This is a genomic window from Paenibacillus sinensis (genome assembly GCF_019904155.1).
GTDB lineage: Bacteria > Bacillota > Bacilli > Paenibacillales > Paenibacillaceae > Paenibacillus_AQ > Paenibacillus_AQ sinensis.
Map to the genome: position 1 here is coordinate 177,470 of NZ_JAHCMB010000077.1, position 22,009 is coordinate 199,478.

Annotated in this window: 21 protein-coding genes; 6 read left to right on the forward strand and 15 right to left on the reverse strand. The window is 57.0% G+C overall.

Features of this window, described 5'->3' with window-relative positions; genetic code table 11:
- Window positions 1–20: 20 nt before the first annotated feature.
- The 5 genes from KIH86_RS10240 to KIH86_RS10260 form a co-directional block, all read right to left on the reverse strand.
- Complete coding sequence (locus tag KIH86_RS10240) at window positions 21–473, reverse strand: GNAT family N-acetyltransferase (RefSeq protein WP_223084329.1); 453 nt, start codon at window positions 471–473, stop codon at window positions 21–23.
- On the reverse strand, window positions 470–1,051 hold the full coding sequence (locus KIH86_RS10245; RefSeq protein WP_223084330.1) for a xanthine phosphoribosyltransferase: 582 nt from the start codon (window positions 1,049–1,051) through the stop codon (window positions 470–472). The genes KIH86_RS10240 and KIH86_RS10245 overlap by 4 nt, the downstream gene beginning before the upstream one ends.
- Window positions 1,052–1,155: 104 nt before the next feature.
- Complete coding sequence (locus tag KIH86_RS10250; RefSeq protein WP_223084331.1) at window positions 1,156–1,461, reverse strand: hypothetical protein; 306 nt, start codon at window positions 1,459–1,461, stop codon at window positions 1,156–1,158.
- 52 nt (window positions 1,462–1,513) lie between these two features.
- Complete coding sequence (locus KIH86_RS10255; protein WP_223084332.1) at window positions 1,514–2,350, reverse strand: TrmB family transcriptional regulator; 837 nt, start codon at window positions 2,348–2,350, stop codon at window positions 1,514–1,516.
- Between the two features lie 39 nt (window positions 2,351–2,389).
- The gene (locus tag KIH86_RS10260) at window positions 2,390–3,157 is read right to left on the reverse strand and encodes a zinc ribbon domain-containing protein (RefSeq protein ID WP_223084333.1); all 768 of its coding nucleotides are present in this window, start codon (window positions 3,155–3,157) and stop codon (window positions 2,390–2,392) included.
- A gap of 138 nt (window positions 3,158–3,295) precedes the next feature.
- Here KIH86_RS10260 and KIH86_RS10265 point away from each other — a divergent pair, with 138 nt between their 5' ends.
- Together KIH86_RS10265 and KIH86_RS10270 are read left to right on the forward strand one after the other, a co-directional pair.
- A complete protein-coding gene (locus KIH86_RS10265) occupies window positions 3,296–3,529 on the forward strand; it encodes a hypothetical protein (protein WP_223084334.1) in 234 nt (77 codons plus the stop codon).
- 100 nt (window positions 3,530–3,629) lie between these two features.
- A complete protein-coding gene (locus tag KIH86_RS10270; protein ID WP_223084554.1) occupies window positions 3,630–4,244 on the forward strand; it encodes a GTP pyrophosphokinase in 615 nt (204 codons plus the stop codon).
- Between the two features lie 128 nt (window positions 4,245–4,372).
- Here KIH86_RS10270 and KIH86_RS10275 read toward each other — a convergent pair whose 3' ends face one another.
- From KIH86_RS10275 to KIH86_RS10310, 8 genes are all read right to left on the reverse strand, one after another.
- A complete protein-coding gene (locus KIH86_RS10275; protein WP_223084335.1) occupies window positions 4,373–5,575 on the reverse strand; it encodes a WD40/YVTN/BNR-like repeat-containing protein in 1,203 nt (400 codons plus the stop codon).
- Window positions 5,576–5,666: 91 nt separating this feature from the next.
- A complete protein-coding gene (locus tag KIH86_RS10280; protein ID WP_223084336.1) occupies window positions 5,667–6,425 on the reverse strand; it encodes a hypothetical protein in 759 nt (252 codons plus the stop codon).
- A gap of 57 nt (window positions 6,426–6,482) precedes the next feature.
- On the reverse strand, window positions 6,483–9,572 hold the full coding sequence (locus tag KIH86_RS10285; protein ID WP_223084337.1) for a DEAD/DEAH box helicase: 3,090 nt from the start codon (window positions 9,570–9,572) through the stop codon (window positions 6,483–6,485).
- A 437-nt stretch (window positions 9,573–10,009) separates the two neighbouring features.
- The gene (locus KIH86_RS10290) at window positions 10,010–10,390 is read right to left on the reverse strand and encodes a RidA family protein (protein ID WP_223084338.1); all 381 of its coding nucleotides are present in this window, start codon (window positions 10,388–10,390) and stop codon (window positions 10,010–10,012) included.
- A gap of 60 nt (window positions 10,391–10,450) precedes the next feature.
- Window positions 10,451–11,113 carry an NAD(P)H-binding protein gene (locus tag KIH86_RS10295; protein ID WP_223084339.1) on the reverse strand — a complete coding sequence of 221 codons (663 nt, stop codon included), beginning with the start codon at window positions 11,111–11,113 and terminating at the stop codon, window positions 10,451–10,453.
- Between the two features lie 44 nt (window positions 11,114–11,157).
- Window positions 11,158–12,435, reverse strand: coding sequence for an MFS transporter (locus KIH86_RS10300; protein ID WP_223084340.1), 1,278 nt, complete (start codon window positions 12,433–12,435; stop codon window positions 11,158–11,160).
- Between the two features lie 108 nt (window positions 12,436–12,543).
- On the reverse strand, window positions 12,544–13,950 hold the full coding sequence (locus tag KIH86_RS10305; protein WP_223084341.1) for a sensor histidine kinase: 1,407 nt from the start codon (window positions 13,948–13,950) through the stop codon (window positions 12,544–12,546).
- A 154-nt stretch (window positions 13,951–14,104) separates the two neighbouring features.
- Window positions 14,105–14,383, reverse strand: coding sequence for a hypothetical protein (locus tag KIH86_RS10310; RefSeq protein WP_223084342.1), 279 nt, complete (start codon window positions 14,381–14,383; stop codon window positions 14,105–14,107).
- A gap of 529 nt (window positions 14,384–14,912) precedes the next feature.
- Between KIH86_RS10310 and KIH86_RS10315 the strand changes: the two genes are divergently transcribed.
- The 4 genes from KIH86_RS10315 (at window position 14,913) to KIH86_RS10330 (ending at window position 19,034) form a co-directional block, all read left to right on the forward strand.
- Complete coding sequence (locus KIH86_RS10315) at window positions 14,913–15,449, forward strand: FMN-binding protein (RefSeq protein ID WP_223084343.1); 537 nt, start codon at window positions 14,913–14,915, stop codon at window positions 15,447–15,449.
- A 48-nt stretch (window positions 15,450–15,497) separates the two neighbouring features.
- Complete coding sequence (locus KIH86_RS10320; RefSeq protein WP_223084344.1) at window positions 15,498–17,381, forward strand: FAD-dependent oxidoreductase; 1,884 nt, start codon at window positions 15,498–15,500, stop codon at window positions 17,379–17,381.
- 200 nt (window positions 17,382–17,581) lie between these two features.
- On the forward strand, window positions 17,582–18,043 hold the full coding sequence (locus KIH86_RS10325; protein ID WP_223084345.1) for a hypothetical protein: 462 nt from the start codon (window positions 17,582–17,584) through the stop codon (window positions 18,041–18,043).
- Between the two features lie 7 nt (window positions 18,044–18,050).
- Window positions 18,051–19,034, forward strand: coding sequence for a polyprenyl synthetase family protein (locus KIH86_RS10330; RefSeq protein WP_223084346.1), 984 nt, complete (start codon window positions 18,051–18,053; stop codon window positions 19,032–19,034).
- A gap of 651 nt (window positions 19,035–19,685) precedes the next feature.
- Here KIH86_RS10330 and KIH86_RS10335 read toward each other — a convergent pair.
- Window positions 19,686–20,573 (reverse strand): UbiA-like polyprenyltransferase, encoded by an 888-nt coding sequence (locus KIH86_RS10335; RefSeq protein WP_223084347.1) that lies wholly within the window; start codon window positions 20,571–20,573, stop codon window positions 19,686–19,688.
- A 143-nt stretch (window positions 20,574–20,716) separates the two neighbouring features.
- Window positions 20,717–22,006 (reverse strand): aspartate aminotransferase family protein, encoded by a 1,290-nt coding sequence (locus KIH86_RS10340; protein WP_223084348.1) that lies wholly within the window; start codon window positions 22,004–22,006, stop codon window positions 20,717–20,719.
- Window positions 22,007–22,009: the final 3 nt, after the last annotated feature.

Sequence of the window (22,009 nt, forward strand, 5' to 3'; positions counted from 1 at the left end):
CCTGAACCGGACAAGCCGCCTTAGGGCAGCCGTGACATGAACACATCCACATCGTCCTCGCTGTAGGCCCGGAAGCCGAAGCGCTCATACAGCCGCCGTGCCGGGCTTCCTTGCAGAACATTAAGCCGGACCACGGCGCCTCTGGCCTCATCCTTCTCCAGCACAGCCCCCAGAACCCGGCTGCCGATCCCCCGGTTCTGATACGCAGGATCGATATAGAAATGCTCCAGCACCCGGCCTCCGGCTTCCGCCCGAAGCGCGATGCAGCCGATGAGGGCGGAAGCCGGGCCTGTGATAACCCATGTAGACCCGGGCTCAAAAGCCCGCCGGAACCGCTCGCGGACTCGCTCCTCGTCAAATCTGCCCAACCGGGTCAGATCGTCCTTCAGCACCTCTGCCCGAAGCTCGGCCAACCTCTCCCGGTCTTCAGGACGCGCAGGCTGCAGTGTGAACTCTGCGGCCTGCTTCCTCACGGCGTATCTTCGACGAACGCAACCTGCCCGTCATCCAGCGATGCGATGCGAACCAGCGACTCCAGCCGGTAACCGGCTTCCAGCAGCAGCCCACGGCCGGGCTGGAATGATTTTTCAATAACGATTCCAATCCCCGCCACCGAAGCGCCGGCCTGCTCTACGATGCGCGCCAGCCCGAAGGCGGCCTCTCCGTTGGCCAGAAAGTCGTCGATAATCAGCACCCGCTCGCCGGGAGCGATGAATTTTTTGGATACGGTGATCTCATTGGTTTCTCTCTTGGTGAACGAATACACCTTTTCCACGAAGATGTCTTCAGTCAGGGTCAACGATTTCTGCTTGCGGGCGAAGATCAGCGGAACCTCCAGCTCAAGCGCCGTCATGATCCCGGGAGCAATGCCCGATGATTCGATGGTCAGTACTTTGGTGATCGTTTCGTCCGCGAACCGGTTCTTGAATTCCCGTCCAATTTCGCGCATCAGGAACGGGTCCATCTGATGGTTCAGAAAGGAGTCCACCTTGAGAACGCCCTTGGCGAGCACCAACCCTTCGCTCTTCACCTTATCCTTCAACAATTTCATAGCCGTTTCTCCCTCTCCCTGTATAGATATGCGGCTTGCAGCAAAGGCCCATTCTCCCTCAAATGTCTCTGAGCGGAAAACGGGCCTTTCAAGAAGAGCCGGTGCTAGAGCCCGGTCGTCTTTCGCGGCAGCAGATTGCCCACGATGGACTTCAGATCATGATCCTCCCCGGATTTTCCGTTACCTTCATCATACCCGGTAATCCGGATCTCGGAGAAGACGCTCGCCGGATTGACCGGCTTGAAGATCAGCTTCTCGCGGTCGTCCAGCCTGACATCGAAACCCATATCCTTGAACATGCCGATCAGCTGGCTCTCATCCGGAACCGCCCCATCGTCAATGAACAGCAGCCCCCGCAGCGATTTCGGCCCGCCGGGATGCACAACCTCAAAATGAACGATGCACTCCACCCCTTGCTTCACCTCCCTCGCTTGGTTATACGGATCTGACGGCTAGTTGGGCTCACTCTCCTCCAGCTATCCCTTCGACCGGCGTATTCTCCTCCGCTGCAGACTCCTCTCCGTCGCCACTGATATATCTTTGGTAAATATCACTGTATCTGTGCCCATAGCGGCGTTCCAGCTCCGGCCCCATATCCTGCTCCAGTTCGAACAGCACCATCTCCTGGGTAAAATGCGCCAGCAGCAGCTCCACCAGCACCCGATGCTCCGTTACGACAGCCTGGGCTCCATCCTCTCCCCGCATGCCGAGCATGCACCATTTGCGGTCGATAACGAAGGAGAATTTCCTTCCCTCCGGCTCCGCATTTCCGGCAAGCGGCTGCCAGGGAAGATAGGGGCTTGCGGCATTCCCGCCGTCAAACGCCCAGAGCAGCCTCACGCCTCTCCGTTCGGCCTCCTCAAGCTCGCTGCGCAGCAGCGATGCCTCCTCCCGCCACACGTCGACGACAATCTCATGCTCGGCGGCGTGAAGCTGCCGGCTCAGCGCGTCCATTACATTCCGCTCCCCTTCCACATTGTAGAAGGTGGCGCTGACCAAGCCGCCCCGAGGCATTTCCTTCTCCACGAAGGCCAGCGACGCCTCGACCCGGCCGGAAATCATCTTCGCCAGCTCTTCCGGCGCCAGTACGCTATATCTGGCGGGTTCGCCGTCGCCGCAGCGGACATAGCCCTGCTGGGTCAGACGCTGAAGCGCGGCATAGACGTTGGAGCGGGAAACGCCGAGACGTTTGGCTACCTCGTAACCGGACGATTGCCCGATGCTCGCCAGCTCCACCATGATTTTGGACTCCATTTCCGTAAAGCCCAGACTGCGAAGATGTACCAGAAGCTGTTCCATTTGCATCGCCCCTCCCTAAGTCATGCTGCCTTGCCGGTATTAAATCTGCTCCGATCCGCAGCGCGGGCACCACATGGAGCCCTTCGGCAGCTCCGCGCGGCAGATCTGGCATTTCACCATCTCGCGTGTCCCTTCCGTTTCTCCAGGCTCATGTCCGCCCCGTGCCTGCCAGTCCCGGATGCGCCGGTCCAGCTCCAGCTGCCTTTCCCGTTCACGCTCAAGCTCATCGGCCATCCGCCGGTCGAATTCCCCCGGCTCTTCCCCGTCTTCGTAATCGTCAAGCGGCGGCGGAAGATGCTCATCCTCGTCATCTGCGGTCTGTATGTAACTGTACGGCTCACGGGACCCGGACTCGTAGTCCTCCTCCGTTTCCGGCTCCTCATACTGCGCCGGATGCTCCGTCTGGGGCGCGGGCTTCGGCTTCTCCTGATAGACTGCCGACACCGCGCCGCCTATCTGCTCCAGCTTGCGCCCGCAGTTGGGGCAGAAATTCGCACCCAATGCGACAACCGCGCCGCATTTGCAGAGCTTCTCGTTCTTGAGCTCGGCGATTCTGGCCCGCAGCTCGTCAATTTTATCCTGAAGTCGAAGACAGGTGCGGGAATGCTCGGTCATCATCCCTTCGGCCAGCGACAAATCCCTGGAACGATACCCTTCGTAGAAGAGTCTGCCCATCTTCGTAAATTCAATTTCCATCTCATGTTCAATGTCGGAAATTTGGCTGTTCAGCTTCCCGATTTCCACGGAGTTCTGCGCCTTCTCGCTTACCCGGTTGGCTCCGTCTTTAATTCGCTGCAGCAAATTCATCGATAGTTCCTCCTTCTCATGGATGAGCCATGATCCTGCGCCAAGTACGCGTTCGAATATGCCTCTATCATACCAAATACGGGGCAGAGATTCATTATCTGTCGCATTGTGTATATTATGCCGGAGAATGAAGCGGTGATGAGCGATTTCGCGTTGCATATCCATCATGATAAGCCTGGTGCGGAATTCGCCGGAACGAAGAAGATAACACAGAAAGATCACAGGGGCATAAAGGGTTGGAGAAAGCGGGGTATAGGGGCTGGCATAGCAAAGGCCGGTGTCCAATTTTTGCTCATGCTCTCCCTTTCGGTTAAAATGAAGGTGGTTCCAAATTCGAACAACCGGGAGAGAGTCCGTGAAAGAACAAGATAATCAATCGATTACGCTGGAGCAGCTGCAAGTGCGCGTTCAGGATATTGGCTTGGGCAAACTGAATGGGGACGTAGCCAAACAGCTGGAGGAGTTCAAGAAGATGCCCGCCTTGTACCGACTGGCCCTGAATGAGCTGGAGAACAAGATCGAAACGCTTAAGACCGAATGGAAGATGACCAACGGGTACAGCCCGATCGAACATATCAAGTGCCGGATCAAAGAACCGGCAAGCATACTGGAGAAAATGAAGCGCAAGGGACATGAATTCAGCTACGAGAACATGGAGAATTACATTCATGACATCGCCGGCATGCGGATTGTCTGCGCCTTCGTCAAGGATATTTACCAGCTTGCCGATCATTTTGCCGGGCGGGAGGATATCCGGGTGATCGAGGTCAAGGACTATATTGCCCATCCGAAGCCGAACGGCTACCAGAGTCTGCATCTGATCGTGGCGGTGCCGCTCATCCTGCTCGAAGGCACGCGCTGGGTGAAGGCCGAGATTCAGCTGCGCACACTGGCCATGGACTTCTGGGCGAGCATGGAGCATATCCTCTACTACAAGTACGACCGCCAACTGCCCTCGCATGTCGCCGAAGAGCTGAAGAGCGCAGCCCGGGCCGCCGACGATCTCGATCAAAAAATGCTGCGCCTGCGTAAGGAGATTCTGGAGCTTACGGCATCCGGCGAGGATCTGCCGGTCAAGCAGCAATAAGCACCGGAGGCCGGTCAAACGGCAGCGCCGGAGCACCCAAGCACTAATAAGCCCCTCGCTTCCCGGTTCGGGAGTCGAGGGGCTGTTTGGTCAGCGGGGCTAACCTGACCGCTGCCGCTCTATGCGCTCTATAGCTCGGTCCAGCTCTTGCCGCCGTCTGAAGTGGCCCAGAGAAAGCCCGGTCCGGCGATCCAGCCTCTATCGGCCGAAGCGAACCGGATCAGCGTCCCTTCCGCAAAGTGCTGCGCCCTGGACACGCGGCTCCAGGTCCGGCCGCCGTCGGCGGTTCGCGCCAGCACGCCGTCCTGCCGCATGGACCAGCCCTCTCTTGCGTTCAGCCAGAAGAATCGGCCTTGCTGGATCTCAGGATGGAACGGCCCTGCCTTCCATGACGCCCCGCCGTCTGCGGTGGTGTAGAACACCATCCCGCGTTCCTCCCCGTTCACGACCTCGATGGGGAGGACCCCTGTCTTCATCCCCTGTCCGGAGAACACCGGGGGATAGCTGTTCGTGTACCCGCCCGGCTTCAATCCCGGAGGCGCCGGCAGCTTCTGCTTCGTCCACGTCCGTCCACCGTCGCCGGTCCGGAAGGTCAGGATGTACTCCTGGCCGTGGTAGGAGGAGGTGATCCATCCGTTCGTTCCATTGCGGAAGGTCATGCCGGTCGGATATGACGCTATGCTGTCTGTTATTTTCCCGACCCGTGACCAGCTCGCCCCGCCGTCGGTCGTACGAAACAGCGATTTCTCCATGAATCCCAGACTGGGATCGGATATCTTCAGGGCATAGCCGTGAAGACCGTCCGCGAAGGAAATAAAACCGCCGGAACCTTTCTCCCATTCCTCGGATGCAGGCAGGCGCGCCGCTTTCCAGGACCGTCCTCCATCTGAGGTGCGGAAGATGAGGGTCGGCTGATGATCGCCGTATGCCGTCAGCACCCAGCCCTGTTGATTGTCCTTAAAAGTATAAGCCGCCGGCATTACAGCCGCATCCGGGTCCGGCGGGACGATGTTGGCCGCAGGATGCCGCCATGTCTTCCCGCCATCTTCCGTCTTCCATACACCGGAAGCATCCACACCCCAGCCGGAGGCGACGCCGGTCATGACGAAATCAGCCGGATGCGTCGAGGCTGGCTTGGAGACGGCAATATTGAAGGCGGCAAGCTGCACCTTAAGGGCTGAGGCGGCCGCAGTCCCGGCCGCCGCCGCTGCCATCGGGACCTCGGCAGCCATTCCTCCCGGCGGCGGAATCAGAACGGCTCCCAGCAAGAGCAGGGCCGCCGCAGCTCCACCCGCCAGCAGGCGCCATGCGCCTGTCGTTCGTATGATCATGAGGTTTCCCTCCTTCACAAGATTACGAACAGCATAGCTTATCCTGCTCTTTCAATGGTTACGGCCAAGCCCCGATTTCATGAAAATCCTGTTACTTCATCAATTCCCCGGCGCGCTTGGCCGCCTCTTCCGCCGCGCGACGGCGGATCAGCGCCAGTCCCTGAGCTGCTCCCGGAACGCCCGGCAGCAGCTCAGTCCAGATCTCTTCACCGGCATCCTCCGGGATCTCCGGCGAGCCCGGAACCTTCCGGTCCCTGACCTCCAGAAACGAAGGCCCCGGCTGATGGAGAGAGCCCTCGGCCGCCGCCTCGGCCAGCCACTCGCCGGCCGACACCGCTGCGCCCTTCTTCTCCAGCTTCGCCAGCTCGGCGGCAAGCTGTCCGGTCTCGGCTGTGCCGCCCGGTTCCCGGAAGCGCTCCTGCTCCGCCCAGAGCGCGAAGACCGCGCCCGACAGCTCCTCCTTCGGGAGCCCCCGGAGCGCGAGGGCGGTCAGCGGCTCCTGCTCCAGCCGCGCCCTCACCCTGGACATGGCCTCCGCATCGCCGGCGTCCTCCTGGCCGGCCAGCTCCGCGCCGTCCGGCCAGAGCCCGAGCGCCGCCAGCCAGTCCGGCAGCCGGCCCTTCAAGAGGCTGTACAGCTCCAGCGGGCTGTCCGCCAGACGCTCCACAACCTCCCGGCGCACGGCTGCCGGCCATTGGTCCAGCTTCAGTACCTGTCTGGACCGGGCAGTCCGCGAGGCCTCCGCAGAGCCACCCCCGGTCTCCCCGGCTCCGGTTCCCGCGCCGGGCGTCCATAGCGCGGTCAGTCTTCCCGGCGCGGCTTCCAGTTGCATATTCATCGTGTCAGTCATAGCTACCTCCGCCTCCGCCACTTTTTTTCTTCATCATCCGCTCTTCCGCTTCTTCATCTATTCCATCCATTCCTGATTCTGCAGGACGATGAGTTCTTTGAGCTCCTGGTCAGACATTTCCGTGAGCCAGTTCTCTCCGGAACCCACAACCTGCTCGGAGAGACTCTTCTTCCGTTCGATCAGCTCGTCGATCCGCTCCTCCAGCGTCCCCTGGCAGATCAGCTTATGCACCTGCACATTCTTATGCTGGCCGATGCGGAACGCACGGTCGGTCGCCTGATTCTCCACCGCCGGATTCCACCAGCGGTCATAGTGCACGACATGGTTGGCCCGGGTCAGATTCAAGCCGACGCCTCCCGCCTTGAGCGACAGCACGAAGAACGCCGAGCCCTCGCCTTCCTGAAACGACCGCACCATGTCGTCGCGGTTGCGCTTGGACACGCCACCGTGGAGGAACAGCGGGGTGCGGCCGTATCTTTTGGCCAGCCGGTTCACCAGCAGTTCGCCCATCGCCACATATTGCGTAAAGATCAGCGCCGATTCTCCAAGCTCCACGATGCTGTCGAGCACCTCGTACATCGTCTCAAGCTTGCCTGACGTCTCGCTGCGTCCCTGACGGCCCTCGTCTTTGCGGTACAGCTGGGGATGGTCGCAAATCTGCTTCAGCTTCGTCAGCGAAGACAGCACCAATCCCCGCCGGGCCATTCCCGTGCTGCCGCCGATCGTATCCAGCATCTCGTTCACGACGCTCTGGTACTGCGCCGCCTGCTGCTCAGTCAGCGGACAGTAGGATTTGATCTCCAGCTTCTCCGGTAGATCCTTCGAGATGTCAGGGTCGCTCTTCAGCCTGCGCAGCAGAAAAGGCGATACAAGCCGGTGCAGCTCTCTCAGCCGCTCCGTGCCCTCCCCGGCTCCGTAACGCTCGCGAAAGGAATGAAACGTCCCCAGATAGCCGGGATTGAGAAAATGAAAGATCGACCACAGCTCACCGAGCCGGTTCTCCACCGGCGTACCGGTCATCGCGATCCGGTGAGGACTGGATAGCCGCATGACGCTCTGCGCCTGCTTCGTCCGGTAATTCTTGATGTACTGGGCTTCGTCCAGAACGACCGTCGACCATGTGACGGAGGCGAGGTCTTCACTGTCCCTGCCGGCCAGATGGTACGTGGTCAGCACGATATCATGCACTTCGGCCTGCCTGCGGAAATCCTCCCCCCGCAGCCGCCGGATGCCGTGATGAATATAGACATCCAGTGTCGGAGCGAATCGCTGCAGCTCCCGCTGCCAGTTGCCGAGCAGGGAGGTCGGACACAGAATCAGCACCGGCTCCTTGCCGGCGGATCGGTCTTGGCTCTTCTCCCTGCGCAGCAGGCAGGCGATCACCTGGATCGTCTTCCCGAGACCCATATCATCGGCGAGACAGACGCCGAAGCCCAGCTCGCCCATGGCGCTTAGCCATTGGTAGCCCCGTTCCTGATAAGGCCGCAGCGTTCCCTGCAGCTCTGTCGGCACGGACTGCTGGGGCAGATGCCTGGCGGCATCTCCCCGGATCAGCGAGGCCAGGAGACCGACGGTCTCCATCCCTGTAACCGGCATCCCCTTCCACAGCCGGTCCTCTTCCAATTCGGCCTCAAGGCGCATCCACTCTGAAGCGGACATCTCTCCACTCTCATGGCGCTTCATATAGCGCAGCACCTGGCGAATCTCCTTCGGATCGACCTCGATCCATTCTCCGCGGAACTGGACATACGGCACTCCCGCCGCCAAGAGGGCGTTGAGTTCCTCTACGCTGACCTCGCTGCTTCCCAGCGAGGCTTCGATCTTGAATGATACGAGGGCCTCCATGCCGAGCGTCATCGGCTGCGCCTTGTCCGGCGTATCCGGCAGGCGCATCTTCAGGCGCATTCCGATCTTCCTGCGCCCCTCCCGGCTCCAGCGGGAGGGCAGCTGTACCGTAATGCCCCGGGTGGTCAGACGCTGCACCGTCTCCTTCAAGAACCGGTACAGCTGCTCCGGCTCCAGGTCCACTCCCGAGGGAGCCGGCTCCGCTAGGGCGCGCGCAATATCTTCGGACTGCTCCGCAGCGCGTCCCAGCGCCGTCAGCAGCTGCTCCTGGATTCGCATGTAGCGCTTGCCCCACAGAGTGAACTCCCGTTCCGGGCTGCTCCACACGGCTGACGCCGGGAGCCAGAATCCGCTCTCTTCCCTTCCTTCCGCCCAGAAGGAGAGACGCCATGCTTCGCCTTCCTCCTTGGGAGGCTCCAGACGCAGACCAAGCCCGAGCTGGCCGCTCTGTTCCTCCGCTCCGGCACAGGGAATACCGGCATCCGCCGCTCCTCCTACAGTCGCCAGCAGCTCCGCCACCTCCGCGGGAGTACCCTGCACGGGAATGTCCCGGGTTCCGGTAAGCAGGCTGTTCCACCACAGCTCGGTCAGCGGAGATCGGCCTCTGCGGTAGCTGGATTTATAGGATGCCAGCTGCGGCTCCATTCCCGCCACAACCCGCTTCACCTCGGCGCTTACCATGGCCTGAAGGAATGAGAACAGCACAATCGCGCCCGCCTCCTCCCGGGAAGAAGCTTCCACACCCTGCAGATGCAGATGGGATGAGCCCAGCGCGAGCACCGGCATGGATGCGGCAAAATGCAGAAAGGCTTCCTGCTGCTCCGGCGTCCCCAGAACCGGCATCCACCGGGTTTCGGCGGCTTGTTCGCCGCCCCTCCGGCGCGCCCCGACGGTCTTCGGGGAAGCCGCTCCCGGCGAGATGCCGCCGGTCACGATCAGCTCCAGCGCAAAACGCGCGGCCGCAGCCCAGTAGCTCATCTCGCCTCCAGGCTCGATCCCCTGCTGCCGGCACAGCTCCTCGTCCCATCCCAGCAGCAGCTCGAACGCATCCCTCGGCGCGAGGGCAAGCCCCTCGAGCATCCGCCCGGCAAGCGGCCGGCGCCCGCTCTTGCCCTCGATCCTGGCCGCGGGATACTTCACCTCCGCCAAACGGAGGGCAGCACCTGCGAACGGCCTCCGGCCTCCCTGAATCTCAAGGCGTCTGACCACGCCGGTCCAGGCATCCACTTTGGGTTCTGAAGTCTCTCCGGAGAAGCAAAACAGCACGTCCCCCAGCCACATTGCATACAGATGCTTAGTCATCGTGATCTCCTGTCGTATTCCCGAAATCCGCAGCCCGTGAAGGCTGCGAAGCTTCAGGCGAGCTTGTGCGCAAAAAAAGGTTTTATCTTCATCTTAAACGAAACAGCCCGGATTTAAAAACATTTCCACAGATTTTCCCTATAACAGTAGAAAAAGCACCGAGCCGTCTCCGGCCTTACGGATTGCAGGACCTCGTGTCAGGCTCCGGGGTGATTGTCGTCAATATTTCCACGCCACCCTTGTGCAGCCAGGTTGTTCCCGGTTTTCGATGCCGAATCGCTCTTTAGCGATCGTTATCTGCGATATCAGGGAGCCGAATCTTTGAAGTTTATACTTTCCAATATCATAAAAAATCCTTTCCCCTCAGCGCGCCCGGAAGGCGGCAAGATGGAAAGGATTTTATAGATGCGGGCCGTTATGTACGCCCTTGCCAGCCGTTATTTGCGGCGTGCCACAACTTCGATCTCGACCAGTCCGTCCTTCGGCAGGCTTGCAACCTCTACCGCGCTCCGCGCCGGGTAAGGCTCCTTGAAGAATGTGCTGTATACCTCGTTCACTGCCGCGAAATCATTCATGTCCTTCAGAAATACGGTCGTCTTCACAACCTGATCCAGTGAAACGCCCGCTTCCTCCAGAATCGCCTGCACATTGGTCAGCGACTGTTGTGCCTGTGCCTGAACGCCTTCTGCAAGCTCGCCTGTTGACGGGTCCAATCCGAGCTGACCGGAGGTGTACACCCAGTTGCCGGCGATAATCGCCTGGCTGTAAGGTCCGATGGCGCCCGGCGCTTTGTCCGTGGATACCTGCTTTTTGCTCATGATAACAATCTCCTCTCAACCGATATCATTTCTGCTCCCATTGTACGCCGCGCCATTCGGTTATTGCAAACCAAGAGCCCGGATAACGTCATTGGGGTAAACATGTATGCCCGGAAGCGAGGCATCAGCAATATGGACCATCGCCCGGGCCACCGCACTTCCTTTCACCGCCCGGTATTTGGCGACTCTTCCGACCATCAGGAATTCCAGCCGGGTCATCAGAAAGGCGGCGGCCCTTTCGCCGCGCCTGAACTCGTCCCGCTCGCCCAGCAGCAGCGACGGCCGGAACAAATGGACTCCGGGTATGCCTGATTGGCTTAGTCCCTCCTCCATCCTTCCTTTCGTCCGGGAATAGAACTGGCGGGAACGCGGATTCGCTCCCATTGCTGAAACCACCAGCAACTGCTTCACCCCGGCCCTATGCGCAAGCTTCGCCGCTTTCAGGGGATATTCCAGATCGACCCGCTCGAAGTTTGCCTGTGATCCCGCTTGCTTGATTGTCGTTCCCAGACAGCAGAACAGAGCGTCAACACCCTCAAACAGCCCGCCGTACTCGTCCAGCCGCTCCCAGTCAATGAGGTGCTGGCTCAGCCTCCCATTCTCCACATCCAGCGGCCTTCGCGTCAGCGTTCGCACTTCCCTCCAGCCACCGCGCAGCAGCTCGCCTGTCACCTCCCTGCCGACAAGCCCTGTTGCGCCAAGCACCATTGCCGTTCTGTCCATTGTCGTCCCCCCTTTCGAATCTGAAGACAGGTTTTCGTCTATCTTCAATAATCACGCAGTACGCGGCGTCCGATCAGGACGATCAGCACCAGCATCAGTCCGCCGACGATCAGCTGCAATCCGTACACTTGAATCCAATGAGACCAGCCGGCAATCCATTCGTATATTTTCCCGCCGAGAAGAGGACCGAAGAACGCAGCCACTCCGGTAAGCGCGGCGTAGGTCGCCATGTACATCGGCCGTTCTTTTTTGGGCGTGTCGCCGATAATGAAATTGAACGCCAGTTGGTTGAAACCTCCCACACCTACTCCGAAGACAATATGCGCCGCCAGCAGAACCGCAAGCGTCGGCAGAACCGACAGCAGTCCCCAGATCAGCGAGGATGCGGCGATAATGGGAAGCGTCCAGAACAGAAGCCGTTTGTTGCTGTACCGGGCGTTCAAGTTGCCCCAGAAATAAAAGCTCGCCATCATGAACACAGTCTGCGTCACATTCAGCAGCGAGAGTGTACGGTAATTAATATCCATCAGCTGAAGCATGACGTAGGAATAGAGCGGGACGGTCACATTCTGCAGCAGGAGCCACAGTGACAGAAACAGCGTTGATTTGATGAATACGCTGTCCTTCAGCGGCTTTTTCAGCATGGGCAGAAACTTGCTCTCGGCGGATTTCTCGAAATGCACATCCGGATAGAAGCAGAATACGACTATGTTAAGCGTCGCAAAAATCCAGACCACAATGTATATGATAAGGAAGCCCTTTCCTCCCGGGTACATATCGAGCACGACGCCTCCGCCGTATACGACAATACTGCCCAGCGCGTTCAGCATCGTATTCCGGATTCCGAAATATCTTCCCCGCACCCGGGGCGGCACCAGGTCGCTAATGACTGAACTCCACAGCATGCCTCCGGCAGTATTGACGATGAAGGCAAGGGCGTAGAGCCCAATGAAAGCGGTAACCCAATAAGGTTTAGGAAAAAGGAACGGGACCAGTCCCGTCGAAACCCATAAAATCCGCTGCAGGCCGATAAACAGGACGAGCGCCCATTTGCGGCTCTCCAGCTTCTGTATGAAGAAGGCGACGGCGATCTGTCCGACGTTAACCAGAGTCGTCAGTGCCAACACCAGTCCAATCTCACCCGAAGTCGCGCCGAGATACAGGAGAAACCCGGTCAGGAATTGCCCCTGCAGCAGCACCTGAAAGATCGTTGACGGAACGCCTTCCCAGGTGGCAATGTGCAGATTTTTACGCTGTGTGGTCCATTTGCGTTTTCGTCTTGGGCGCCGGCCCTCCGTGCGGTTGTTTATGACGATTCCCATTATAATGTATACACTCCCTCGACGCGGCTTTTGCTTCATTCTACTCACCATTGAGCATGCGTCAATAAGGGATAGTTACAAATAAAATTGGAGGTTCACCGCCCTGTTCTACTGACCTGCCGCCGGAAGGTGCAGCGCAAAAATACTGCCCTGTCCTTCCTGGCTCTCCAGGGAAATAAAACCTCCTAACAGCCGCGCCAAATTCATGCTGATCGACAGGCCAAGCCCGGTGCCACCGTACTGTCTGCTGATCGTCCCGTCCGCCTGTTGAAAGGCCTCAAAAATGCTCATATGCTTGTCCTTCGGAATACCGATCCCGGTGTCCCGCACCTCCCAGACCATCCATAAAGTCTCGCGCGATCCTTGCAGCCGCTTCTCCCCCCGGATAATCAGAGACACGCCTCCCTGATGGGTGAATTTGAAAGCGTTGGAGAGCAGATTCCGCAATATTTGCTGGATGCGCTGGGAATCGGAATAGATCGTATCGGGAAGTCCCTCCTCCATATCCACATGGAAATCAAGGCCCTTCTGCCGGGCGATCAGCTCGAACTGGCCGGACAGCAGCACCGGAATCTCGGTGACGTTCACCGCCTCATGCAGCACCTCAAGCTTCCCTGCCTCCACCTTGGACAAATCCAGAATATCGCTTATCAGCATCAGCAGCTCTCCGCCGGAACGGCGGATCATGGCTCCGTACGAGCGCAGATCCTCCGGATCGGAGGAGTAATCGCTCTCGGCGATCAGCTCGGACAGGCTGATAATCCCGTTCAGGGGCGTCCGCAGCTCATGCGACATGTTGGCGAGAAATTCCGATTTGTACTGGGAGGCCAGCATAAGCTGCTTCGCCCGTTCCTCCAGCACGATCTTGTTCTTATGCAGCTCTTCCGTCTGCTTCGACAGCAGCGCGTTGGCCTGCTCGATCTGCTTCATGCGCCAGTGCTCCAGATGGAAATCGCGGGCGATCAGGCAGAACAGGATGCTGAGAATCGTCCCTGCCGGAAGCGTGTACGGCACAATCTCCGTCATATACTTATAAGCAGGGATAACACCGAATATACTAATATTGATTATATTTAGGACATTGACGCCCAGAATAACGATCAAGCCTTTTATCATCACGGGAGCGGAGGAGCGGCGGAACCATGGGGAAGCGGCGGCGCAGGCAAAACCAAGAATGGATAAATTGATAACGCCGGCTACAGCCGCCGGGGATACTCCGAACGTCAGCCGCATTAAGCCGATGCCTACACCGACAATAATCAGAATCATCGGCTGCGGAAAGGCGAGGGTCGTGATAATCAAGGGGACAAAGCGCAGATCGAAAATGACATGGTCTGTCAGGCTATAGCCGAAAAAGGAGCTCAGCCAGCCGGCAAAAATCGCCACAACTACCCAAATCCAGTGATTGGCTCTCGGTGGGATTCGGAATGCGATATGCTTATATGCCAGATTGGCAAGATAGGCCAATGTTATGAGCAGTGCCGTGTTAACGAAGAAAATCTTTATGTATTCCATGAATTCACTCCTGCTCGCGACAGATCGTATTTCACATCATTATACTATCATATAAACCAGAAAATATTAACTCTATTGGTTGTGATAGCCTGAGTGGGCGAGGCTCAAGACTGCGTAAGATCGCGTGAGACCGCGTGTAAGCGAAGAGCGCAAATCAGATTCGATTTGCGCTCTTCTTCATCGGGAACAGCCGAAGCCTTCCCAGATTCCATTTATTCCGCCCCTCGGATAAGCGGTGGAGAGCAACCTGCGACTTCTCTGCAGTCGCATCCGGAACTTCGGCTTCAATACTTGATTCTTCTGTCCATATCTCTTCATCCGGCAGCATGTAATACCTGGAGTGATAACTTGATATCATGTCGCCCTGCTCTGCCAGCACACGATCATTGCGGATCTCGATAATTCTTCCGACTATTACATAGGAATTGTACATAGACATCGCCTTCCTTATTAATAGTAAAGAATGGTAAAGATCGGTTGCCGCCTATTGCTTCCGGATGCGTCCTCAAGTCCGTCTCGCTGCTTTATGGCTTCGTTTATGTTGACATCCATTTTACTTCCAGCAGGAAGCGATACTATGAGTGTTCAGTGTAAATTACCCAATCGAATCAGAGCTGAATCGTTCTCATTTTATAGCGCTAATCGAATAGCGTCGGATTTTGTCACATAATAATCCAAAAATATAACTATTATTTACTACCCATTCATAGAAAAAATCGATATACTTATAAATAAGTAATGAACATAAAAGTGANTTTATTACATAAATTAAATTTTAAATATTCAATTCTCACGATTCACTTCTTCCCGCCCTCTGCCGATAGTAAATGAGAGGGTATTTAGAACTAGATGACTGTGAGTTCCTTCACAATAAAAGTGATATTTGTCACATCACAAGGCTATTAAAATGTTTTACATTTTAATATATAGATTTTTAAATTTTTCTTCGGAGGTCATTATTCATGAAAAAGGCAACAGCAATCGCATCCAGCGCTATTCTTCTCGGCCTGCTCGCCGCAGGCTGCGGCAATAACAACAACGCCGACGCTCCAGCAGCATCCGCATCCGTATCCGCCGCTCCTTCCGCTGCGGCATCCGCAGCTCCTGCTTCCGCAGCACCGGCTGCTGAAGCCCAGTACAAAGACGGCACATATACCGCTGAAGGCGAAATGGACGCTGAAAGCGGCTGGGCATCCAAAGTTGAAGTAACCGTGACTGGCGGCGTCGTATCTGCCGTGAAGTTCACCGGTGTTGACAAGGACGGCAACGACAAGCAGGAATACTCCAAAGCCGGCAAATACGGCATGAAAGAGAAGAACCCTAAGGCTCAGGGCGAATGGCATGAGGAAATCGCCAAAGCCGAGGAATATTACATGGCTAACCAAGGCGCCGCTCCAACCTTTGATGCAGAAGGCAAAACCGATGCCATTTCCGGTGTATCCATCCACGTTGGCGAATACTGGACTTTGGTACAAAAAGCGCTTGAGGGAGCAAAATAAGATATAGCAGTTCCCTGTAGTTAATCAGACGAATGAGGTGAATAACTCTTGAAGAGAATCGTTGTTCTCGGCGGAGGTTACGGTGGCGTACTTACCGCCAAGAAGCTCGCCAAGAAACTAAAAAACAACAAGGATGTCGAAATCAAGCTGATCGACCGGAATCCTTACCACACGCTCCTGACCGAGCTGCATGAGGTTTCCGCCAGCCGCGCACCGGAAGACTCGATCAAGATCGATCTCAAGAAGATCTTTGCCGGGCTGAAGGTAGACGTGGTGCTTGACGAAATCAGTAATATTGATTTCAAAGGCAAGAAACTGTCATCCGAAAAAGCCGTATATGAATATGATTACCTTGTAATCGGCACGGGCAGCAAGCCAACCTTCTTCGGCATCCCGGGAGCCGAGGAGAATACGTTCTCCTTCTGGTCCTACGACGACGCGGTGGCGCTGAAACGCCAAATCCGCGACATGTTCACGCAGGGCGCCAAGGAGAAGAACCCGGCAGTTCGCCGTTCCATGCTGACTTTCGTCATTGTCGGCGCAGGCTTCACAGGCGTCGAGCTGGTAGGCGAATTGGCCGAGTACCGCGACGAGCTGTGTAAGGAATTCTATATCGATCCGAAGGAAGTCCGGCTGATTGTCGCCGATATGGCGCCGAAGATTCTGCCTATCCTGCCGGATAAGCTGATCCGCAAAGCCGAAGCCCATCTTCGCAAGCTGAACGTGGAAATCGTGACCAGCGCCAAGATTACCGAAGTTGGCAAAGGCAGCGTCGCTCTCGGCGAGAAGAACGTTGTGGAAGCCCAGACCATCGTCTGGACGGCCGGCGTCGAAGGCTCCGAACTTGTAGGCACTATGGATGTCCAGCAGCAGGGCCGCAAGCGGATCGTGACCAACGGACATCTGGAAAGCGTCGACCACAAGAATGTCTATGTTGTCGGCGACAACATTTTCTATATCGCGGAAGGCGAGGAGCGTCCTGTTCCCCAGATGGTAGAGAACGCCGAGTTGGCCGCTCCAGTGATCGCGGGCAACATCGTAGCCGATATCAACGGTACCGCAAAGAAAACTTACAAACCGGCATTCCACGGAACGATGGTTTCGATCGGCAGCCGCTACGGCGTAGCCAACGTGGGTCTTCCGAACAAAATGTTCATGCTCACCGGCTTCATGGCAATGTTCGCCAAGCATATGATCAACATTTACTACCTGTCCGGCGTTGTTGGTTTCAACAAAGTTTGGACCTACATGATGCACGAGTTCTTCCATGTGGAGAACCGCAGAAGCTTCGTCGGCGGCTACTTCTCCAAGCGTTCGCCCAACTTCTGGCTCGTTCCGCTTCGCATCCTTCTCGGCGGCATGTGGCTGTATGAAGGTATAGACAAGCTGAACAAGATAATTGATCAGGGCTGGACGAAGATCTTCCTGATTCCGGCGGCTCCTTATCTTCAGGATGCCACTTCGGCAGCCAGTGAAGCGGTAAGCAACGTCAAGGATACGGTTGACGCCCAATCGGCGGCATCGGCGGTTGAATCGGCTTCGGAAGCCGTCTCCGCGCTTCCCGTTCCGAAATTTATCTACAACATCACCAATTGGTTCATGGACCTGCTGTTCTATCAGCCGGACGGCCACTTCACGTTCCTGGCCAAATGGTTCCAGCTCGGCATGGTATGCGCCGAAATCATCTTTGGCGTCATGCTGATCGTCGGCCTGTTCACCGCTATCGCCTCTCTGGGAACGATCGCGATGGCCGTCATGATCTGGACGACCAAGATGGCATCCACGGAAATGCTGTGGTATGTAGGTGCGGCAATCGCATGCGTCGGCGGAGCCGGCAGCGTGTTCAGCCTTGACTACTATGTCCTGCCTTGGCTCAAGAAGCAGTGGAAGAAAATTCCGCTCGTAAGGCGCTGGTATCTGTTCACTGACTGATCCGTCAGCGTTAGCAAACCGATAATTCAAGCATATATTTAAAATATGTAGTTTTGATGTGGTTGGCAAAGCTTAATAGCCGTTCTCTTGGAGTAATGTGTCTCTTAGGCACATTACTCTCCTTATTTAAAGGGTTTTGTAGGGATGACCCATTTCCACCGAGCAGCCCCCGGCAAAACCGACAAGAAGGAGTGATTCTCATGAACAGACATCTCACTCAAGATGCTCTGCTGCTGCTCCAGGCCGAATTGTCGCCTATTGCCGGAATACAGCTTTCTTTCGAAGCAGAAGAAGGCGACAGGCTGCTCGCCATTCTGGACGGCTTCGAGATGGATGCCCGGCGCCGCATCTGTCTTGCCGGTCTCTATATCATTCTGACCGAGGCTGCCCGAAGCCATATGAAATGCAACCGCGATGATCAGGATCTGGTCCGGAATGTCCTGGACGGCGATTATCTGTACAGCTTCTATCTCCAGTTCGCCATTCAGCACCGGGAGCTTGATCTCGTCGCGTTCCTGGCGCCATACGTCAAACGCCAGCAGATTGCCCGCTCCTGCGGACAGGATGGGGAGACAGACTATGCCGGATTAATCGGGCAGTATCTGGTGAAGGAATTTAAAAAAAGCGGCCGTCCGGCCAAAGCGATAGAACAGGTGGGATAGGCCCGACATGAAACTGCACGAAGCCTTGCATATCGAGATCAGTGAAGTCAACCGCGAAATCGAGCGGCTGGTGACGAGCGACCGGGATGTGCCAGCGGATTCGCCGCTGCATTCCGGCATTCTGGAGCTAATCGGTTCAGGCGGCAAGCGCCTCCGTCCGCTTATGGTTATCGTGGGCGGCCGCTTCGGCAAGAAGAAACCCGGGCGGCGCACCTTCCAGTTGGCGGCCACGGCGGAGTTCATTCATGCCGCTTCCCTCATTCACGACGATATTATCGACGGGGCCGAGCTCCGGCGGGGGCAGCCCGCCCTGCATACCCGGACAGGCATCCTTCCCGCCATCCATATCGGCAACTATATGTCGTCCCGGGTCATCGAGCTGCTGAGCCAGCATACCGGAGACAAGAACCGCTATGTTCACGATCTCTCGGCTGTCGCCACCGCCCAGCTGTGCATCGGTGAATATCAGCAGATGGAGCACGCCTATGATTACGGACTTACTCTGGAGCAATACGTGGAGAAGTCCCTGAACAAGACGGCGCTGCTGATGGCAACCTGCCTGCGGGTTGGCGCGCTGTCTACGGAAGGCGCTCAGGAGACGGCCGACGCCCTGTATGCCTTCGGCGAAGCGCTCGGAATCGCCTTTCAGATTCAGGATGACCTGCTGGACTTCACCCAATCGTCCGAAGCGCTGGGCAAGCCGGCAGGAAGCGATCTCCGGAACGGGCAGGTTACGCTGCCGGTTATGTACGCGCTGCAGAACCCGGAGCTCGCGCCTGTTATCCGGCGTGTAGGCCCCGATTCCTCCGAGGGAGAAATCGGGGAGGCGCTCGCCGCCATTGCCGGCAGCGGCGCGCTGGAACGCACTGAAGAGACCTGCCGGCGCTATCTGGAGCAGGCAGCCGGCATCGCGCAGCTGCGGCTCCGGCAATTCCCGGCCTATGCCGATCTGGAGACGCTGCTTCACTATTTCTCGGGCCGGGATAATTGAAGCCGGACTGCGCTCTAGCTTCTGTCGTCATCGTTCCCGCCCTGTCACGCATTGGCAATGATTTGCTCTTATTTTTTAAAGCATCAAACAGCCGCTTCCTCAGGGAAAGCGGCTGTTCTTTGTATCCTGATACAATCCCATAGCTCGTACCCCAACCCCTTTCTTGCTCCCCACCGATGTACATCAGCAATGAAGGCGTCAAACCAAACACTAGCATGACCAGATTTTTGGAGCAGACTCCGTTCAGATCTGAAGCATGCAAGCAGCGGCGTGAATATCCTCCAGCTCGCCTTCAAACATCCCTAAAAAAATAGTCTTTTAGAATATTACGTGAAGTAAAGTGAAAATTATTGATTTTATTCTAAAAAAATGCAATTATACAAATTAATTTAATATAAAAAAGGGGGGGTTGAGTAGTGTTCAAAGCGGGAAGAAAAAGTTCATTAATTGCATTTGCAATTGTCCTTACTAGTATTGGCATTTACTCGAGTATTTCAAATGGGATAAATCTGGCAATCTTGTCTTCATTAGTTATAATATATGCTGCCTCTGTAATTCTTCTAAAAAAAAGATAAACTACAGAATTGCTGTGTAGTTTATCCGATCATAGCAGTTAAATTGAATAAAGAACCAGGAGATGTCATCTAATCACTATCTAGAGATGTAGAAGTAATCAACCAGTGTACAGGTCAGAATGACCATGCTGATTACCTGGTTCAGGTTGTAGGAGGCGATCTTCATCAGCTGCCGGTTGGACGGCTTGATGATTTGATGCTCTGTCATGAGCAGCACGGTCGCGATGCCGATTCCGACGAGATATATCCAGCCCAGCCCGCGCCATACGTACAGGAACAGCAGAAGCAGAATCATGATGAAGTGCAGGGCTTTGGCAATGCGCAGTGCATTCTCCAGCCCGAAATAGCTGGGAATCGACCACAACCCGGCGCGGCGGTCAAAATCGATATCCTGGGTGCCGTATATAATATCGAAGCCGGCGATCCACAGCATAACGACCGTGCCGATCACGAAGGGAGTGAAGGCAATATTCCCGGTTACCGCGAACCAGGCGCCAATCGGTGCGGATGCGATGACGAAGCCCAGATACAGATGGCTGAGATAGGTGAAGCGCTTCGTGTAGGAATAGGTGGAGATCAGAAAGATGGCCACCGGCGACAGAACCAGACAGAGCAGGTTCAGCATGCCGGATGCGAATATAAAGATCAAATAGTTCACGATTACGAAGATCGCGACTTCCTTCTCGGCGAGCAGCCGCTGCGGCAGATGCCGGTGCGCCGTCCGGGGATTCTGGCCGTCGAAGACGCGGTCAGCCAGCCGGTTGAAGGCGTTGGCGCCGTTGCGTGCCCCGATGAGCGCGATCAATCCCCAGAGCATAATACGCCCCGAGGGCCAGCCCCCCGCCGCCCATACCATCGAAATAACGGCAAAGGGCAGCGAGAACAGCGTATGCGAGAACATGACGAGCTCGCTGAACATCTTAAGCTTGTGCCCCGCAAATTTAAAAGCATTTAGTATAACCATGGCAATTCTCCATTTCCGTTCATGCTGAGCCGTTCTCCATGCAGGACATTCTCCGCCAATTAGCCGGGACCGGGATGCCCGTTCGTCTTCCCTTTCAGGAAGAACAGAGCGAGCATCCAGGGCCAGGCTAAGAGGTCAGAGGATTACACCTGCGCTCCAAGCCGCGCCAACGTGCTGTCCAGCGCCGCAAGGAGACCGTCGATATCTTCTTCCATAATAACAAGAGGCGGCTGGAAGGCCAACACATTTCGGCCCACGCCGTTCTTACCGACCAAGTAGCCCTGGTTCTTCAGATCTTCCAGTACATCGTCCGTCAGCGCCGCGCTCTCTGCGGAGCCTGCCCCGCGAAGCTCCATGCCCAGCATCAGGCCCGCTCCTCGCACATCGGCGACAAGCGCCGGATAGCGGCCCTGCAGCTCCCGGAGCCCTGCCTTCAGCCGGGCTCCCAGCCGGACGGCGCGCTCAGGCAGCCGCTCGGCCTCGATATAATCGAGCACAGCGAGCGCCGTCGCCGCGGAGACCGGATTGCCGCCGAACGTGGAGGCGGACGGCGTATTCAGCGAGGCGGCGATCTCGTCGCCCGCCGCGAAGGCGGCAACCGGCACGCCGTTGCCGAGCGCCTTGGCCATGGTGACGATATCCGGCACGACGCCGAAATGCTCCATGGCGAACATGACTCCCGTCCGTCCGAAGCCGGTCTGGATCTCGTCGGCGATCAGCAGGATTCCGTACGGCTCCAGCAGCTCCTTCACGGCGCGGAAATAACCAGGCTCCGGCATGATCATGCCGCCATTGCCCTGGATCGGCTCCGCGATCAGGGCGGCGATGGTATCGCCTTTGACCGCAAGAACAGCCTTCAGGTCGGCAAGCGAAATCTCCGCCGCTTCCGCCAAAGTCAGCTCCGGATCGAACGGACGCCGGATGAACGCGACATCCTCGTCCAGATATTTGTCAGTCCGCCACATGGACAATCCGGTTACGCTCATCGTCAGATTCGTCCGGCCGTGCAGCCCGCTCTCCAGCGCGATGAAGCCCTTGCGGCCGGTATGCAGCCGGGCCAGCAGCAGCGCCCCTTCATTCGCCTCCGAGCCGCTGTTCACGAAGAACGTGCGTCTCAGGTTCCCCGGCAGCACAGACGCCAGCCGCTCCGCCAGCAGCACGCTCGGCTCCGTCAAATATACCGTTGTCGTATGCTGCAGCTGCCGCAGCTGGTCGATCGTCCGCTCCGTGATAGCCGGGTTGCAGTGGCCGCAGGCCACCACCGATACCCCGGCGAAGAAATCGGTGTACTTCTTCCCGTTCTCATCATACACATGCTGCATGCTGCCGCGGACCAGCTGCGGCGCATCCCGGTAAAAATGCTGTGTACAAGGGTAGAAATACTGTTTACGCTTGGCCGCAACCGCCTCTCTGCCAATAAACTGGCTGTCCATCTG

Bases quoted from the DNA above. Each gene is read 5' to 3' on its own strand.
- KIH86_RS10295 (WP_223084339.1), bottom strand. From the start codon at position 11,113: ATGGACAGAACGGCAATGGTGCTTGGCGCAACAGGGCTTGTCGGCAGG.
- KIH86_RS10245 (WP_223084330.1), bottom strand. From the start codon at position 1,051: ATGAAATTGTTGAAGGATAAGGTGAAGAGCGAAGGGTTGGTGCTCGCC.
- KIH86_RS10330 (WP_223084346.1), top strand. From the start codon at position 18,051: ATGAAACTGCACGAAGCCTTGCATATCGAGATCAGTGAAGTCAACCGC.
- KIH86_RS10275 (WP_223084335.1), bottom strand. From the start codon at position 5,575: ATGATCATACGAACGACAGGCGCATGGCGCCTGCTGGCGGGTGGAGCT.
- KIH86_RS10300 (WP_223084340.1), bottom strand. From the start codon at position 12,435: ATGGGAATCGTCATAAACAACCGCACGGAGGGCCGGCGCCCAAGACGA.
- KIH86_RS10305 (WP_223084341.1), bottom strand. From the start codon at position 13,950: ATGGAATACATAAAGATTTTCTTCGTTAACACGGCACTGCTCATAACA.
- KIH86_RS10265 (WP_223084334.1), top strand. From the start codon at position 3,296: ATGAGCGATTTCGCGTTGCATATCCATCATGATAAGCCTGGTGCGGAA.
- KIH86_RS10285 (WP_223084337.1), bottom strand. From the start codon at position 9,572: ATGACTAAGCATCTGTATGCAATGTGGCTGGGGGACGTGCTGTTTTGC.
- KIH86_RS10270 (WP_223084554.1), top strand. From the start codon at position 3,630: ATGCCCGCCTTGTACCGACTGGCCCTGAATGAGCTGGAGAACAAGATC.
- KIH86_RS10340 (WP_223084348.1), bottom strand. From the start codon at position 22,006: ATGGACAGCCAGTTTATTGGCAGAGAGGCGGTTGCGGCCAAGCGTAAA.
- KIH86_RS10315 (WP_223084343.1), top strand. From the start codon at position 14,913: ATGAAAAAGGCAACAGCAATCGCATCCAGCGCTATTCTTCTCGGCCTG.
- KIH86_RS10255 (WP_223084332.1), bottom strand. From the start codon at position 2,350: ATGGAACAGCTTCTGGTACATCTTCGCAGTCTGGGCTTTACGGAAATG.
- KIH86_RS10280 (WP_223084336.1), bottom strand. From the start codon at position 6,425: ATGACTGACACGATGAATATGCAACTGGAAGCCGCGCCGGGAAGACTG.
- KIH86_RS10310 (WP_223084342.1), bottom strand. From the start codon at position 14,383: ATGTACAATTCCTATGTAATAGTCGGAAGAATTATCGAGATCCGCAAT.
- KIH86_RS10325 (WP_223084345.1), top strand. From the start codon at position 17,582: ATGAACAGACATCTCACTCAAGATGCTCTGCTGCTGCTCCAGGCCGAA.
- KIH86_RS10290 (WP_223084338.1), bottom strand. From the start codon at position 10,390: ATGAGCAAAAAGCAGGTATCCACGGACAAAGCGCCGGGCGCCATCGGA.
- KIH86_RS10260 (WP_223084333.1), bottom strand. From the start codon at position 3,157: ATGAATTTGCTGCAGCGAATTAAAGACGGAGCCAACCGGGTAAGCGAG.
- KIH86_RS10335 (WP_223084347.1), bottom strand. From the start codon at position 20,573: ATGGTTATACTAAATGCTTTTAAATTTGCGGGGCACAAGCTTAAGATG.